The 16,370-nt window shown below is 62.2% G+C and carries 12 protein-coding genes; 1 reads left to right on the forward strand and 11 read right to left on the reverse strand.

Annotation, left to right across the window (positions count from 1 at the left end; all coding sequences use genetic code 11):
* The first annotated feature begins 110 nt into the window (after window positions 1–110).
* On the forward strand, window positions 111–617 hold the full coding sequence (locus tag ACQKP2_RS08760; RefSeq protein WP_427575874.1) for a GNAT family N-acetyltransferase: 507 nt from the start codon (window positions 111–113) through the stop codon (window positions 615–617).
* An 85-nt stretch (window positions 618–702) separates the two neighbouring features.
* On the opposite strand, the gene ACQKP2_RS08765 is transcribed toward ACQKP2_RS08760, so the two are convergent.
* The 11 genes from ACQKP2_RS08765 to ACQKP2_RS08815 all read right to left on the reverse strand — a co-directional run bounded on the left by ACQKP2_RS08765 (window position 703) and on the right by ACQKP2_RS08815 (window position 16,364).
* The gene (locus ACQKP2_RS08765; protein WP_427575875.1) at window positions 703–1,788 is read right to left on the reverse strand and encodes a Zn-dependent alcohol dehydrogenase; all 1,086 of its coding nucleotides are present in this window, start codon (window positions 1,786–1,788) and stop codon (window positions 703–705) included.
* A 58-nt stretch (window positions 1,789–1,846) separates the two neighbouring features.
* Window positions 1,847–3,259, reverse strand: a complete 1,413-nt coding sequence (locus ACQKP2_RS08770) for a coniferyl aldehyde dehydrogenase (protein ID WP_427575876.1) — start codon at window positions 3,257–3,259, stop codon at window positions 1,847–1,849.
* 165 nt (window positions 3,260–3,424) lie between these two features.
* On the reverse strand, window positions 3,425–5,926 hold the full coding sequence (locus tag ACQKP2_RS08775) for a LuxR C-terminal-related transcriptional regulator (protein ID WP_427575877.1): 2,502 nt from the start codon (window positions 5,924–5,926) through the stop codon (window positions 3,425–3,427).
* 247 nt (window positions 5,927–6,173) lie between these two features.
* Window positions 6,174–7,538, reverse strand: a complete 1,365-nt coding sequence (locus ACQKP2_RS08780) for a DUF1329 domain-containing protein (RefSeq protein WP_427575878.1) — start codon at window positions 7,536–7,538, stop codon at window positions 6,174–6,176.
* Window positions 7,539–7,563: 25 nt separating this feature from the next.
* Entirely contained in the window at window positions 7,564–9,399 is a 1,836-nt protein-coding gene (locus ACQKP2_RS08785) for a DUF1302 domain-containing protein (protein WP_427575879.1), read from the reverse strand.
* Between the two features lie 263 nt (window positions 9,400–9,662).
* Window positions 9,663–11,390 (reverse strand): long-chain fatty acid--CoA ligase, encoded by a 1,728-nt coding sequence (locus ACQKP2_RS08790; RefSeq protein WP_427575880.1) that lies wholly within the window; start codon window positions 11,388–11,390, stop codon window positions 9,663–9,665.
* Between the two features lie 12 nt (window positions 11,391–11,402).
* On the reverse strand, window positions 11,403–12,635 hold the full coding sequence (locus ACQKP2_RS08795; RefSeq protein ID WP_427575881.1) for an acyl-CoA dehydrogenase family protein: 1,233 nt from the start codon (window positions 12,633–12,635) through the stop codon (window positions 11,403–11,405).
* Between the two features lie 10 nt (window positions 12,636–12,645).
* The gene (locus ACQKP2_RS08800; protein ID WP_427575882.1) at window positions 12,646–13,563 is read right to left on the reverse strand and encodes an SDR family NAD(P)-dependent oxidoreductase; all 918 of its coding nucleotides are present in this window, start codon (window positions 13,561–13,563) and stop codon (window positions 12,646–12,648) included.
* Between the two features lie 64 nt (window positions 13,564–13,627).
* Window positions 13,628–14,782 (reverse strand): acyl-CoA dehydrogenase family protein, encoded by a 1,155-nt coding sequence (locus ACQKP2_RS08805; RefSeq protein WP_427575883.1) that lies wholly within the window; start codon window positions 14,780–14,782, stop codon window positions 13,628–13,630.
* 26 nt (window positions 14,783–14,808) lie between these two features.
* A complete protein-coding gene (locus ACQKP2_RS08810; RefSeq protein WP_427575884.1) occupies window positions 14,809–15,612 on the reverse strand; it encodes an enoyl-CoA hydratase/isomerase family protein in 804 nt (267 codons plus the stop codon).
* Between the two features lie 17 nt (window positions 15,613–15,629).
* Window positions 15,630–16,364: an SDR family oxidoreductase gene (locus ACQKP2_RS08815; RefSeq protein ID WP_427575885.1), complete on the reverse strand. Its 735-nt coding sequence runs from the start codon at window positions 16,362–16,364 to the stop codon at window positions 15,630–15,632.
* Window positions 16,365–16,370: the final 6 nt, after the last annotated feature.

Consider the following 16,370-nt stretch of genomic DNA (forward strand, 5'->3'; position numbering starts at 1 on the left):
CACCCGGATGGGCCAAGCCGATGGTGATCGCGCGCAATCGGAGCAGGATCTGTAAAAGCGGCAGTCACGCGGAATAATTGAACGAGCAGGACACACGAGAAAGACACACGATGAATTTGACCATTCGCAGCGAACGAGCCGAAGACACCCGCCGCATTGCCACGCTGACTGGCGCAGCATTCGAACAGGCAGAACACTCCAGCCATACCGAACACTTCATCGTCGATGCCCTTCGCCGCGCCGGGCAGTTAACTATCTCGCTGGTTGCCGTGGAGAATGACGAAATAGTCGGACACGTCGCGATCTCTCCCGTCACAGTGTCCTCAGGGGCAACGCGATGGTACGGACTCGGGCCGATATCCGTGTTGCCGGACCGGCAAGGCCAGGGAATTGGCTCAGCCTTGATGAAAGCCGCTCTGGCTGACTTGCAGGGCAAGGGGGCGGCGGGTTGCGTGGTGCTGGGCGATCCGGGCTATTACGGTCGCTTTGGCTTCAACAGCCAAGCCGGATTGGAGCTGCCCGGCGTTCCTGGGGAATACTTCCAGGCGCTGTCGTTCTGGGGTGATTTTCCGGTAGGCACAGTGCACTATCACGCGTCTTTCGATGCAGTGGAATAGGCCCGCTGGCACCTGATTCAGTCCGGCCACGCGCCGATATCAGCGCGCAGCCGGTACATTCGTCCGGGTCCTGGGACCGGCGCAATCAGGTGTCGAAAACGATCACCGAACGCGCCAGTTCGCCACGGCGAAGATCGTCAAAACCTTCGTTGATCCGCTCCAGGCTGATGCGTTGGGAAATCAGCTCGTCCAGCTTGAGTCGGTCCTGCAGGTAGAAGTCAACCAGGCGCGGAATGTCTACCGGGAAACGGTTGGAACCGAGCATCGAGCCCTGGATTTTCTTTTCGCCCAACAAGTCCAGGCCCGGCAATTCGAGTTTGACCCCGGGCTTGATCATGCCCAGCACCGTTGCCGTTCCGCCCCGGCGAAGCATGCCAAACGCCTGCTCGGCCGTTTGCTTCAGGCCAATGCATTCGAAACTGTGGTGCACACCGCCACGGGTCAGTTCCTGTACCTGTTGCACGACATCGCCGTTGTTGGCGTTGATCACGTCGGTCGCGCCGAATTTGCGCGCCAGTTGCAGCTTGCTGTCGAGCATGTCGATGGCGATGATGCGACCTGCCCCGGCCAGCGCCGCGCCGTTGATGGTCGACAGGCCGATGCCACCGCAGCCGATCACCGCAACGGTTTCGCCCGGACAGACGTTGGCGCTGTTGAACACGGCCCCGGTGCCGCTGATGACGGCGCAACCGAGCAACGCGGCGCGGTCCAGTGGCATATCGCGATTGATCGCCACCAGCGCATGTTCGTGCACCAGCATCTGCTCGGCGAAGGCGGACAGGTTGTAGAACTGCGGCAGCGGCTTCTTCACGTAGGTCAGGCGGGGTTCTTCCTCTGTACCGCGCTTGGTGTCCGGTGACTGGCACAGCGACAGATGGCCCGTGACGCAATGATCACAATGACCGCAATAGGCGGTCAGGCAAGTCACCACGTGGTCCCCGGGCTTGACCGTGCGAACGTCCGAACCCACCTGTTCGACGATGCCGGCAGCCTCGTGTCCGAGAACTACGGGGGCCGGAAACGGGTACATGCCTTCGATGAAGTGCAGGTCGGAGTGGCAAAGGCCGACGGCGACGGTTCGCACCAGTACTTCACGCGGGCCGGGTTTGCTGATGCCGACCTCTTCGATGGTCAGAGGGGCGCCTGGGGTATGGAAAACGGCAGCTTTCATGGTTCACCTTGGATATGAGTACGCAGCGGGCACGCCCGTCTTGCGGCGATGGACGGGATTAACGGGTGATCAGCGAGCCGATGAACTGGCGTACTTGTTCGCTGTAAGGCGGGCGAGTCGGGTCCAGGCCATCGACGGCCCGAAGTACCGCTTTGCCGTGGCTCAAGGTCTTGAAGCCATCACGACCACGGTAGGCGCCCATGCCGCTGTGGCCTACACCACCGAACGGCAGGTTCTCGACGCCGCCATGGCGCACCACGTCGTTGATGGTCACCCCGCCCGAGCAGGTGCGATCGAGCACAAAGGCTTCTTCGGCCGGATCGCTGCCGAACCAGTACAACCCCAGCGGCCGCGGGTGTGCATTGATGTAGGCAACCACCTCGGTGATGTCCTTGTAGGGTTTGATCGGCAGCAGCGGGCCGAAGATTTCGTCCTGCATCACCTTGAGCCCGTCATCGGGATTGTTCAGCAGGGTCGGCGCGATCTTGTGGTGCTGCTGATCGCTCAAGTCTTCGCCTGCCGGGTTCAACTCGATCACCTCGACACCCGCCTCGCGCGCTTCATCCAGATAACCCTGCAAGCGCTGAAAATGGCGGGCATTGATCACCGAGGTGTAGTCGGGGTTGTCGCGCAGCGTTGGCAACATGCCCGCCACCACCGTCCTGGCGAGGGCAATGAAGTCCTCGACCTGCTCCTCGGGGACAAACACGTAGTCCGGGGCCAGGCAGACTTGACCTGCGTTCATCAGCTTGCCGCCGATGACTTTGCTGACCGCCATGTGCAAATCAGCCGAGCGCGAAAGAATGGTCGGCGACTTGCCTCCCAGCTCCAGGGTAACGGGCACCAGGTTTTCCGCGGCTGCACGCATCACCTGCCTGCCGACGCTGCCGGCGCCGGTGAACATCAGATGATCGAACGGCTGGCTGCAGAAAATCCGCCCCACGTCGGCGTCGCCGGTCACCACGGCCACTTCATTTTCGGCGTACACGGAGCGGATCATCCGGGCCATCAGCTCAGACGTTTTCGGGGTGAATTCCGAGGGTTTGATCATCACCCGATTGCCCGCTGCCAGCGCGCCGGCAAGGCAGGCGAAGCCCACGGCAAAGGGGCCGTTCCAGGGAATGACGATGCCTACCACGCCCAGGGGCTGGTAATGCACCGAAGCCTCGCCGCGATCGGTTTGGCGAATTTCCGGCTGCATCCAGTCGGTGACTGCGGCCTTGGTCTGCTTGAGTGTCATCAGCGGTGACAACACATCGACGACCCGGGAGAAATCGGCACTGCGATGACCGAAGTCTGCCGACAGTGCTTCAATAATTTCCTTTTCATGGTCAACCAACAAACCGATGGCGCGATCCATCAATTCGATTCGCTGCTGCGCACTGGATGACCCGGACGCCAGAAAAGCCTGGCGTTGCCGGTCCAGGATCGCACGGATCCCGGCCTGGTTTTCATGCTCAAGGGTACTCATCACAACAGCTCCTCGTGTTGGCGGTGGGCGATGGGGCATCGAAACGTTCGCGCCTCCTCTGTCCTGCAATCGGGTGCAGGGGCGCCCTTCATGATTCAACCATCACGAATGCCTGGCTCCCCTCGCAGCAGGTGGTGGAGCGTTTTTCGAATGGTGCAATGAGCGTTAAAGGATGCCCACGGCCTTTGCAAAGAGGATGGCCTGGGTCCGCCTGCTGGTCCCGAGCTTGGTGTTGATGTTCTTGGCGTGGTACTTCACGGTGTTCACCGACATGAACAGCTTGTCGCTGACTTCCTGATTGGACAAACCCTTGGCCAGCAGCTCCAGTACCGCCACCTCGCGAGGGGTGAGTTCCTCCAGGTAGCATCCGGCCAGGGCGCTGCTCGAGTCTCCCAGGACTTCGGCCATTTTTGCGGGTTCAGCGCTACAGGCAACCGGGTTCGTCGACACTTCACGGTCCGATGACTCGCTGCTCAATTCGCCGAGTTTGGCCAGCGTCTGCCGGGCCTGGGCTTTCAACAGGTTGAATTGCCGCTGGGCGCATTCAGTGGCCAGGACACGCAAGCTCGAAACGGCCAACCCGCTATGACCCGCCATGACTTGGGCCTGAGCCACCAGTAATCGGGTTTCCTGCACCAGAGCAGGCTGTAGCAGTGGCGGCAGTGGCATCGCCGGTGCCTGCAAGCGCCCGAGCAGCGGCACCGATTGCGCCAGCAGGATGTCCCATTGCCCCTGATGCGCCAGTATGCGCAGCCTCTGCAAAGACACCCCATTCTGATACAGGTGACTGTCGACCCTGGCGCAATGCATGCGCCGCTCTGCCTCGAGGACATGCAGCTGCGACTGTTCGAAACTGCCGCGTCGTGCGGCGATTTCGGCCAGCAACAAGTAGCCCTGCAAGGTGAAGGGTGCCGAACAATCACGGGCATGGCGAAGACCGGCCAACAATGTCGCTTCGCCCTCCCCCCATTGACCACGCAGCACATGCAGCTCGCCTTGCAAAAGTAGTAGGCGCGCCCGCAGGGGATCGATCTGCATAGGCGCCGGCGCACGCAACTGCAAGCTTTCCTGCAGCAATGCATCGGCAAGATTGAGTTCACCTTGCAGCAGCATCAGCCGCACGCGGTCAGTGTTGACCAACACTTCGCTGTCCAGGCAGCCCTCTCGTCGTGCCAGTTCAAGGGCCTGGAGCAGAATCTCCTGTGCCCTGTTCAATTCGCCACTGGCCATGGCGACACGCGCCAACGTGCAGTAGCACAGCAGCTGCGACAGGCCATCGGCCCGGTCCAGGTACAACAGGGCTTCCCGGCAAGCCGGGCCGGCGCTTGTGCCATCGCCCTGGGCGGCACGCAAGGTGCCGTGCAGGGCTTGCCAGTTGGCCACGAGACGTTGCCCCTCCAGGGGATCGGGATGAGGTAAAAAACGATTCAACTGATTGAGACAGGTCTGCGATTCATTCAGGCGCCCGCTGAACAACAGTGCCAGCACGCTGAGGTAGATCAGCCGTGGCGTGCTGGCCAACAATGCCTCGGGCAGTTGCTGACGCCACTCCAGCAAACGGTGCAGGTTGCCGTCGGCCAGTTGCAGGTCGGGCTTCAACCGCTCCATATAGTTGGCTGCCACCTCCGGCTGTTGAGCATGCAGCGCCTGCTCGATCGCCTCGGTCAAATGACCGGCGATGCTCAGCAAGCGGCAAGAGTGCAGGCGCAGGCGCCCCAGCTCGGCGGTGCCCAGTCGCCCCTGCAGGGCCTGCCCGACTAACGGCAACAGGCTGTACCAGCCCTCCTCGCCTTTCGACGGGCCCTTGAGCGGGAAACAAAACGCGGCGCCACGCAGCAGGCGCTTGAACAGTCGGGCGCCATCCTGTTCCTCCCACAGTTGCGCGCAGAGTTCCGCGCAGAAGCGTGGCAGATAAGCCAGGCCAAACAGCATCTGGCGTTCCTCTTCGCCAATGCGTGTGAGTACTTCATGCTCCAGGTATTCCCGCAGCAACACCCGGCTGCCCTCCCCCGACGACAATGACAGGCGCACGCCAGCGCACCAGCCGCCGCTGCGTTGCCATAGCGATTCCCGATCATCGACGGACATCGACGCTGCATTGGCATCGACCAAGGCATTGAACTCCGGGCGGGAAAAGGCCAGTTGCCTGACATCCAGCTCCTGCAATTGGCCCGTCAGGGCAAGGCGCGGCAGGTTCCAGCCCGGTCGTTGCCGAGCGCTGACCAGTAGCTGGAAATGACTGGACGGCAGTGCCAACAACTGATCGAACCAGTCGTCAAGCTCGACGGACCTCTGCGCCGGCAGATCATCGAGGATCAACCGCAGCGGCTGTCGGTTATCAACAATATGGCGCAATAGCGCAGGCGCGGCGCCGCCATGCAGCGGCAAGCCCAGTTCAGTGGCGATGAGGCCGCTGAGCTGTTCCAGTGAAAGAGGCTTGCCTGCCAGGCTCACCCAGACAACCCGGCTACCTTCTTCCAGGCACTGCATGGCCTGGCGCAGGAGCACCGTTTTGCCGTAGCCGGCGGGTGCGCACAGCAGGCAGAGTCGGTGTTGCCCGAGCAAGGGCGTGATCAGTCGGTGCCGAAAATCCGGTGCGTCCGCCTGGCCCGCCGAAACCACGGCGCGACCGGATTGCACGGAAAGATTGGCATGATGAGCTTGCATGACAGACCTCGACCACGATGAATACGAAGCGATCTCTTCGGCGGCGGACGGCACAGGTTCGGGCCTGTAGCGGTGCTCTCGCCGAGGTTGTCTTGATGATGCGGGGACATGCCGTGCAAGGCTCCCCTCTCACAGGGTGGCGGCCGACGGCGAGGCAGGAATCGAATGTGGGAGGCGCCCCGACAGGAGCGCCTGAATGCTGATGCCGGATGCAACGCTCGCCTGGCGGTCGTTGCACCGGTGGGGTTCAGCGAATGCCTGCGTTGCGCAGGGCCGCCGGGGTGAAGTCGCTCATGTTCTGATTGGCGCTGTAGTCCACGCCCTGCCGGGATTCGTTCAGCAGCCCGGTGACCAGGTAACGACCGGCGATCAGGTCATACAGGCCGATGGCCGCCGAGGACGCGAGCCCTTCCTTGTAGTCGTTGAGCGCGAAGTTCTCGGCAACCCGCCACAGCTGGCCGCGCCCGTCGTAGTGATCGGCCTCCGCCGCCTGCCAGGTGTCCTCGTCGAAATACATGTCGCGCTTGGCATAGATGTGGCGCTGGTTGGGCTTGAGCGTACCGACCACGTGCCAGACACGATGCAGTTCGTAGCGAGTCAGGTCCTGGTTGATATGCCCGGGCTTGATGATGTCGCTGTACTTCACCGTCGGTGACTGCAGGCGGTAGTTGTTGTACGGAATGTACATCTCCTGCTTGCCGACCAGCTTCCAGTCATACCGGTCCGGCGCGCCATTGAACATGTCGGCGTTATCGGTGGTACGCAGGCCGTCGGCAGCGGTGCCCGGACCATCATAGGAGACCTGGGGAGCACGGCGCACGCGGCGCTGGCCGGCATTGTAGACCCAGGCCATGCGTGGTTCGTTGACCTGATCGAGGGTTTCGTGGAGCAAGGTCACGTTGCCGGCCAGGCGTGCAGGCGCCACCACACTCTGTTTGTAATAGAACAGCACGTTCGTGGTGTTGGACTTGTCGCCCTTGATGTACCGCGGGAAGGTGCCCTCGTCCTCAAAGGTGATCATGGTGTAGTCGCCGTTGACCTGCGGTGCAGCTTGCGCCGACTCACGCTTGTAACCCTGGCCGCGATAACGGGTCAGGTGGTTCCACACCACTTCTACCCCGCTCTTGGGGATCGGAAACGGGTAGTAGTGAGCATCGGAGAAGGCGTTCAAGCCGTTGCCTTCGTTGATCAGCTCGGCTTTTGTCGCGGTCTGCCTCACTTCGTCATAGATCGCCTGGGGCAGCGCTGCGGTGCGCTGAGTCTTGTACACCGGCATCCTGTAGGTGTCGGGGTAGCGCTTGAACATGGCGAGCTGGCCGGGGGTCAGTTTGTCCTTGTACTGATCGACATTGGCCGCGGTGATCACAAACAGTGGTTTGTCACCTTCGAAGGGGTTACCCAGAAACAGGTTCTGCACGGGCGCTGCGTTAGGCTTCAGGCCGCCGGTCCAGGCCGGGATGCTGCCGTCCGCAGTACCGGCTTTTTGCGCGCCCAGCGGGGTGAGCGTGGAACCGAGCTGCTGCGCTTCCTGCTCGGTAATCGCCGCCATGACGTGAGTGGCCAGCAGGGACAGTGCCAGGGCACCGGTTTTAAGCAAAGTCGTGGTCTTCATGTACGGGTTCTCCGTCGATCGTTGATCAAAAATTCACGCCGAAGCTGAGCGCGACATAGTCACGGTCGACGTTGGTATTGAAGTCGCCACCGAAAAAGTCCGTGTAACTGAGGCTGGCGGTGTAGGTGTTCTGGTAATCGGCATCCAGGCCCACGCTGACGGCCTTGCTGCCCTCCTCGAAGTTCGGGCCGAATCCATGGACGTCGTGGGACCAGGCCAGGTTCGGCGACAGGTTGATGCCGGCGAACACGTTCGGGTAATCCAGCTTGGCGCGGGCGCGGTAGCCCCAACTGTTACTGGTGTAGAACCCATCGTCGTTGCACTCCTGCGCCGGGTTGCTGGCAGTCGCGGTGCCAGGGGCAGTACCCCGGCAGGCAGCCGCCCCCGCCACGCCAGGCAGTTCACCCGAGCCGAATGCCGGGCTGCGACCGAAGCGCAGGTCGGTGCCGTCGGCCTTGCCGAGCCCACCGATGTGGTTGTAACCCACCTCACCGATCAGGGTCAGGCGGCTGGCCCCCATGACCTGATCGAAGAACTGGGTGGCGGTCACCTGGGCCTGGGTGACGGGCATGCGTTTGTAGCCGCTGACCTCTGCACCCAGGTTGCGACCGGCGTAACCGCTGGTCATCAGTGGCGATGTCGGGGTGAAGATCGCGGCGCCCAACAGGTCGGCGGTGTTGATTTGCAGTGGCATGTTCGGCCGGTAGCTGACTTCACCACCCAGCGAGGTGCCGTCCAAGTTTGTCTGGAAGCTCAGACCGTAGAGGCGGATGTCTTCAGGGTAATCAATGAAGTATTGCGCGCTGCGAATACCGCCAAAGGGATTGGCAGCCGTTGCGGTCGCGGTGTTCTGGTTGATACTCAGGAACGGCGAGCGGCTGTGGTAGTTCATCGCATAGGCGCCGAACTCGGTGTCATTGAATTCCGGCACGAACCAGCGCAATGCCACACCGTATTGCCCGCCGTCACGGGCGTCATGGTCATTGCCGCGTGGAATGAACGCGTCATCCCTGCCGGCAGCCACGGCTGCTGCGTTACCGGTGTTGCGCGCCACGCCCGGCGCCAGGTCCAGGCCGGCCGCGACCAGGCGGTCGTTACAGCCCTGGGCAACGCCGTCGCTACCAAAGAAAGTACCGCAGTTGTCCACCACCGACTTGTCCCACTCCAGTTGGTAGAAACCTTCGGCGGTGATGTTCTCGGTCAGGCCCTGGGACATATAGAACATGTTGACCGGTATCAGGCCTTCCTTCACTTCCGCACCTGGACGACGCAAGGCCGCCACGTCGATCGGGTTGATGGAGTTGATCGAGTTACCGATGAAGGTACTTTCACCCCAGCTCACCACCTGTTTGCCCAGGCGCACGTTGCCGGGCCGTTCGCCCAGGTTGTAGTTGTGGTAGACAAACGAGTCGAGAAACATCGCGCCCTTGGAGCGGGCGGCCTCGTCGCGCCCCTTGTCGGAGATGTCATAGAAGTGCTGGTGACCATCCTCCTGTTCGAAGTCGTACCAATACTTGCCGCGCACGAACGCGCCGCTGTCGCCGTACTTCAACTCCAGGTCATGTACGCCTTTGAAGATGGTCGAGAAATTTTCGCCGGCCTTGAAGTTCAGGCGGTTGTCATCGACCGTACGCGACGAAGCACCGCCGCCCTGTACGCCCTGGCTGTTGAAGTTCGAAATGAAATGCTTGTCGGGCCCGGTGGTCGACCAACTGCCACCCAGGGACAACGACGAATCGAATTGCCCTTTGATTTCCCCGATATTGAAAGCACCGGCATGAGCAGGTGTGCTCATTGCCAATGCGACAGCGGTAACCAGAAGATGTGGACGAAATGTTCCGCGCTCTGTTGTTGTTATCATGCGGCGCTCCAGTGGCAGGTGAATGGAGTCGCCATGCTAGACAGACACAGGAGCGGCAGTACCACCCGATCGGGTAAATCGCGTTGCGCTTTTTCAGTGCAATCAGGTGTCTTGGGTTACCCGTCCGGCAAGTGTGTTACGGCAGGTGACACCTTGCGTCAAACGGCCCTCCACCACCCCTCGGGCAAATGCAAACGTGCCCGCGAATCACCCTTCGACAGGGTGCCTCGCGGGCACGTTTTGTTGTCGCAGCTTTAGTGAATTCAGAGGGAACGTTTGCGGATCTGCTGCTCCTGCAATTCGCGCCAGGCGATCTTTCCGGTGGCCCCTTTGGGAAGGCTCTCGACCAACTCCAGCAAGCGTGGTGACTTGTACGCCGCCATGTGTTCACGGCACCAGGCCAACAGGGTTTCGACCGTTTCGTTCGTGCCTTTTTTCAATGCCAGGATGGCCATGACCGTTTCGCCGCGCTGGCTGTCCGGCACGCCGATCACGCAGGCTTCAAGCACTGCCGGATGGCTGTTGAGTGTCGCCTCTACTTCCGCCGGCCAGACCTTGTAACCCGAAGCGTTGATCATGCGTTTGAGGCGATCGCGCATGAACAGGTAGCCCTCTTCATCGACGCTGGCCAGGTCTCCTGTACGCAAGAAACGCTTGCCGTCGATGACGATGAAACTCTCGGCATTGGCCTGGGGATTGTTCCAGTAGCCGAGCATCACCTGGGCACCGTGCACGACGATTTCGCCGACTTCACCCTGAGCCACCGGTTGCAGCGTTTGCGGGTCGACGACCCGCGCATCGACACCGAATGTCGGGATGCCCAGGCAAGTACGCTTTGGCTTGTGCGGCGGGTTGCTGCACAGAAAACAGGCCGTCTCGGTCAGGCCATAGCCTTCCAGATAATCCAGCCCGTAGCGCTCCTTGAGTATCTGGTTGATGTGCGCGGGTGTCGCTGCGCCACCGCCGCCGACTGTGCGCAGGCTGCTGAAATCTCGCGCCTCGATACCGGGCTGGGCGAAAAAATCCACCAGCATCGCCGGCAATGCCGCCCAGAACGTCACACGATGACGCTCGATCATCACCGCCGCGACCTCGCGATCCCAGCGCGGCATCACCACCACGGTGCCGCCGGCAAATACGGGCGCGTTGACGTTGGTCTGCAAGCCCAGCAGGTGGAACAACGGCGCCACGGACAGACAGGTACTTTGCGCATTCAGGTTGCGCCAGAACGACGAGCCCACGGCGGCAGTCATGATGGTTCGATGGGTATGCACACAGGCCTTCGGCTTGCCGGTGGTGCCCGAGGTATACGGCAACATGCACAGATCATCCGGGCCGCTCTGGTGCGCATCGGCGCGATGCCCCGCAGCCAACGCCGCATCCCAGCGCTGCGCGCCGTTGCTCAACGGAGTGTCCGCCAGTGGTGTGCGTACCCAGTCAGGAATGTTCAGATCCTGGTCGTCTCCCCCCAGAGCATCGCCATAGGCATGGACGATCAGGTGCTTCAGGGAGGTTGTGCCAGCCAGTGGCGCAATTTGCTCGACCAGCTCCCGGGCAACGAATGCGGCCACCGCACCGCTATCGGCAACGATGTGCTCCAGTTCGTCCTGCAACAGCATGGCGTTGACCGGCACGAACACGGCATCGGCCCGCAGGATGGCGAAGTAAGCCACGATGAACTGCGGGCAGTTCTGGCTCAACACCATCACGCGGTCGCCGCGCTTGACGCCGCATTGGCGTTGCAGGTAGCCCGCCAGAAGCTCTACCTGTTCCAGCAACTGCGCGTAGGTCGTGGCCGCGCCGTAGAACTGGATGGCGGTTTTGCCGGGATAGCGCTGGGCCGAAATTTCCAGGTTTCTGAACACACTGGTCTCGGGAATATAGACTTCCCGAGCCAGGCCACCCTGTGCGTGTGCCGGGTTCAGTCGCAAGGCACCGGCCGGCCGCTCGACCACCGTGTCACTGGCGGGATGGGGATGCATGAAAGTCATGGCTCGTTCTCCTCAAAACAGGGTATCGCCGTCGAGTAAACGACGGGCAATGGTGCGTCGCTGGATCTCGGAAGTGCCGTCCGGAATACGCAGGGTACGCGCATAGCGGAAGCCCGCTTCAAGGCGCAATTCATTGGTCAGGCCCATGCCGCCATGCACCTGTACACAACGGTCCATGACCCGGCAGAGCATCTCGGTGGCCGAGGCCTTGATGATAGAGACTTCCTTGGTGGCCGGCATGCCCTGGTCGATCATCCAGGCGCAATGCGCAATCATGGTCTTGGAGGCATAGATGTCCATGGCGCATTCAGCCAGCATGTTCTGCACCGACTGGTGTTCGGCGATCGGCTTGCCGAAGGTCTTGCGCACCTTGGCGTACTCGATGGCCTGGTCCAGCGCCCAACGCGCCAGGCCCACACAGGAGGCCGCCATGCTGACCCGGCCAGCGTTGACGCCATCGAGCGCCACCGACAGACCCCGGTCGACCGGCCCCAGGCGATGGCTGTCCGGCACGCGCACGTTGTCCAGGGTGATGATGCCGATCTCGGCGCCCAGGTGCCCCATGGTCGGGATTACACTCGGCACCGCGAAGCCCGGGGTATCGGTGGGCAGGAAGAAACCGGTGATGCCGCCGCGGCCGGCGCGGGCCTTTTCTTCGTCGGTGACGGCAAAGATCATCGCGTAATCGGCATACGGCGCATTGGTGATCCACTGCTTTGTACCCGTGATCAGCCAGTCATTACCGTCGCGCACCGCGCGGGTACGCATGGCGAACACGTCGGAACCGGCATCCGGTTCACTGAGGCCGAAACACATTGTTTTCTCGCCGCTGGCGATGTCTTCGCGGTACAGGTCGAGCACGGCCGGGTCCATGTGCTTGAACACCGGCGTCAGGCCATTGGTGAACGGCGACGGCAGGATCACGGTGTGGATCAGGTGACGCGACGGCCCGACATAGGCGTTCAGGCGCTCCTGAATATAAACCGCTGCCTGGGCGCCAAGGCCGCCGCCGCCCAGCGACTCGTCGCCCAGGGCCGTGTAAAAGCCGGCCTCGGCCGAGAGCTTGCGCACGCGCTTGCGTAACTCGCTGATGACGGGGACGTAGCAGCCATCTTCGGTGTAGAGGTGCCGTTCATTGTGCAACAACGCGGCGTGCTCTTTTTCCAGAGGCTCGACCTCGCGCTCGATGAAACGGATAAGGGCGTCACCAAAGGCAACCCATTCGTCGGGCGATGTGAAATCCATGATCAACCCCTCAGACCGGATCCCAGCCGAACACGTCGGCTGAAACTTCAAGTGGCAGGAAGGACGGTTTGAACGCCGGCAGCATATGCGAAGCGAGTGTCTGCGCCGTCCAGCCTTCGGCACGGTGCAGCGAGCGCACGGGCCGCGGCTGGCTCATCAGGAACACTTCGTTGCGGCGCATGGTGAAAATCTGCCCGCTGACACTGGCCGCGGCATCGCTGGCAAGAAACACCGCCAGCGCGGCGATGGTATCGGGCGTCATGCTTTTCACCCGAGCCAGGCGCTCGGCCTGGGAAGGGTCGTCCGAAGGGATCGAGCCGACCATGCGGGTCCAGGCGAACGGCGAGATGCAGTTGGAGCGGATGCCGTAGCGGGCCATGTCCAGGGCGATGGATTTGGACAGGCCGGCGATACCCAGCTTGGCCGCCGAGTAGTTGGCCTGGCCGACGTTGCCAATCAGGCCCGACGTCGAGGTCATGTGCACGAACGAACCGCTCTGCTGCGCACGGAAATGACTCGCGGCGGCGCGGCTGACGTTGAAACTGCCGAACAGGTGCACGCGGATCACCGCTTCGAATTCTTCAGGGGTCATCTGATGGAAAATGCGATCACGCAGGATCCCGGCATTGTTGACCACGCTGTCGATACGGCCAAAGGTGTCGATGGCCGCCTCGACGATGCGGTTGGCGCTGGCCCACTCCGACACGCTGTCGCGGTTGACGATGGCTTCGCCGCCTTGTTCACGGATCAGGTCGACCACCTCTTGCGCCGGGTCCTCACCCTCTGCCCCGCCGTTGACCGACACACCGACATCATTGACCACCACGCGGGCGCCATGACGGGCCATCTGCAACGCCATCTCCCGGCCGATGCCACGGCCGGAGCCGGTGACGATGACAACCTTGCCTTCCATCATTGGGTCACTCATTGGGTATTCCTGTTTTTGTTATTCGGTTTTTTGATTTTTGTTGTTGAGCCAAGCGTGTCGCTACTCAACGAAAGGCACTGATACCGGTCAGTTCACGGCCCTGGATCAGGGCCAGGATGCCGTTCATGCCATCGGGGACCTGGAACATGCGCGCATCGCGCCACAGGCGCTCGATGCCCAGTTCTTCGGTGATGCCCATGGCGCCATGCACCTGCATGGCCAGGTGAATCGCGCGCTCGCAGGCCTGGGTCGCATAACGCTTGGCCATGGCCGAGCTGCCGTTGGCGCGCAACCCACGGTCCATGGCATCGAGGGCCTGGTAGCACAGCAGGCGAGCGGTCACGATCATCGTTTCGATGTCGCTGAGGTCCTGCTGGACCAGTTGCTGGGCCGCCAACGGCTTGCCGAACTGCTCGCGGACTTTGGCGTACTCCAGCGCCATCTCGAAGGCCTTTTGCGCCAGATGAACACACATCAGGCCGATCAGCGGGCGGTTGCCATTCCAGCCCACGGTCAGGGTCTTGGCCGCATCGCCGGCTTCGCCGATCAGATGAGTGGCCGGAATGCGCGTCTGCTCGAACACCACTTCGCTCAAGTGGCCCTGTTGCAGGCCGGTCACACCGATCTCGCGGATGTCGACCCGGGACTGGCTCAGGTCCACCAGCGCACGCTGGGCAATCGGGCGACCGCGCTCGTCGACACCCAGGGTGCAGGACACGTTGAGCACGTCGCACACCGAAGCGTTGGTGATCCACATCTTGCGACCGGTGATCCAGGCGCTGTCACCTTCCACGTGAATGCGGGTCTTGACCGCATTGGAATCGGAGCCGGCATTGGCTTCCGAGTTGGCGGTGCAGGCGATCTTGCGCCCGGCGATCAGGTCCGGCAGGTAGCGCTGACTGATTTCCGGTGGGCAGCCGCTGTAGATACGCGCCACGGTGCCTTCGTGGGAGGTCAGGGACAGCGAGACAATGGCCGGCAACTGCTCAAGGATCAGCCCGTAGTCGAGCATGGCCAGGCCGCCACCGCCGACTTCCACCGGCAAGCGCGGGGCGGTGATCCCCAGGTCAGCCAGCGCTGCGTAGATCTCCAGCATCGCAGCCTTGGGCAACGGCTTGTCCAGCGGATGGCGTGCCAGCACCGGGTCGATGCGGTCGCGCACCATGCGTTTGGCCGCATCGACCATCATTTCCTGGGATTCAGTCAGGGCAAAGTTCATGAAGGTTTTCTCCTGGACAAGGGCAATCAGGCGCCGCTGTATTGCGGGGTGCGTTTCTCGGCAAAGGCCTTGCGTCCCTCAATGCGGTCCTTGCTGTCGCGCAACAGTCCCCAGTGCAGGTTGGCCTGGGCAACGAAGTCACGAGGGGCCAGGTGCAGGGTCTGTACCGCCAGTTTCTTGATGGTTTGCACGGCCAGCGGACCATTGGCGGCGATGCGCTCGGCCAGCTCCAGGGCCAGCGGGAGCAATTGCTCGCGGGCCACCAGGTCGCTGATCAGGCCGATGCTCAAGGCTTTCTCCGCGTCGATGCGCTCGCCGGTCAGGGCCATCTTCATCGCATGAGCCGCCGGGATCGCGCGCAACAGGTACTGCGCGCCGCCTACGGCCGGAATGCTCGCTACCCTGGCTTCGGGCAGAGCAAAGGACGCCCCGCTGCAGGCGATGCGCAGATCGCACTGCATCGCCAACTCCAGGCCGCCGCCCAGGCAGTAGCCATTGATGGCCGCGATCATGGGTTTCCAGATTTCCAGGTCGCCCAGGTCCACCAGACGGGTATAACCGCCCTCCTCGGCCTCAGCCGCGAGCCCCTTGAGCGCACCGGCGATGAAGCCGTTGGCCGGTGGCAGGGTGGCCTTGAGGTTGGCGCCGGAGCAGAAGGCTTTTTCCCCGGCACCGGTCAGGACGATGACACGAATCTGCTCGTCGTCCTGGCAGGTGCGCAGCACGTTGCGCAACTGCATCAGGTCGCCAATGGTCAGGGCGTTGTGCGACTCGGGGGCATCCAGGGTAATGAGCGCCACGTAGCCGTTGATCTGAAATTGAATTGCCATTTGGAGATTCCTTGGCGTCAGACGCTGGGGCTGGACAGCGAACGGCCGCCACAGACGTAGAGGGTTTGGCCGGTGATGTACGAAGCTTTCCGGTTGGCAAACATCAGCACGGCCTGGGCGATGTCGTCAGGCTGGCCGATGCGCCCGACCGGCACGCTGGCCTTGAGGCGATCACGCTGTTCGTCGGTGTAGCTGGCCATCAACGGCGTCTCGACAATGCCCGGCGCAACGGCGTTGACGGTGATGCCCTGTTTGGCCAACTCGATCGCCAGGGAGCGGGTGAAACTGACCACCCCGCCCTTGGCTGCCGAATAGTTGGCCTGGCCGAAGCCACCGAGCCAGGCACGCGAAGAAATGTTGACGATGCGCCCGTAGCCCTGCTCGACCATCCCGGGAACGACTTCCTTGGTGCAGAGAAATTGCGACTTCAGGTTCACCGCGACGACAAAGTCCCAGTCTTCCTCAGTCATCTTGACGATGCGCTTGTCACGGGTGACGCCCGCATTGTTGACCAGCAGGTCCGGCGTCTTCCAACGCGCGGTGACAGCGGCCACCGCCGCCTTGACCTGGGTACTGGAGGTCACATCGACGGCCACGCCCATCAGGTCTTCGTGCTCTGCGACCAGCGCGTCGATGGCCGCCTGGTTGAGGTCAAAAATGGCCACGGCATAACCTTCGCGCAACAACGCTTGAGTCAGCCCCAGGCCTATGCCCTGGGCCCCACCGGTGACGATTGCGACTTGCTTGTTCATGCTGTT

It is taken from the genome of Pseudomonas sp. NPDC089569, from assembly GCF_050280625.1.
Lineage (GTDB): Bacteria > Pseudomonadota > Gammaproteobacteria > Pseudomonadales > Pseudomonadaceae > Aquipseudomonas.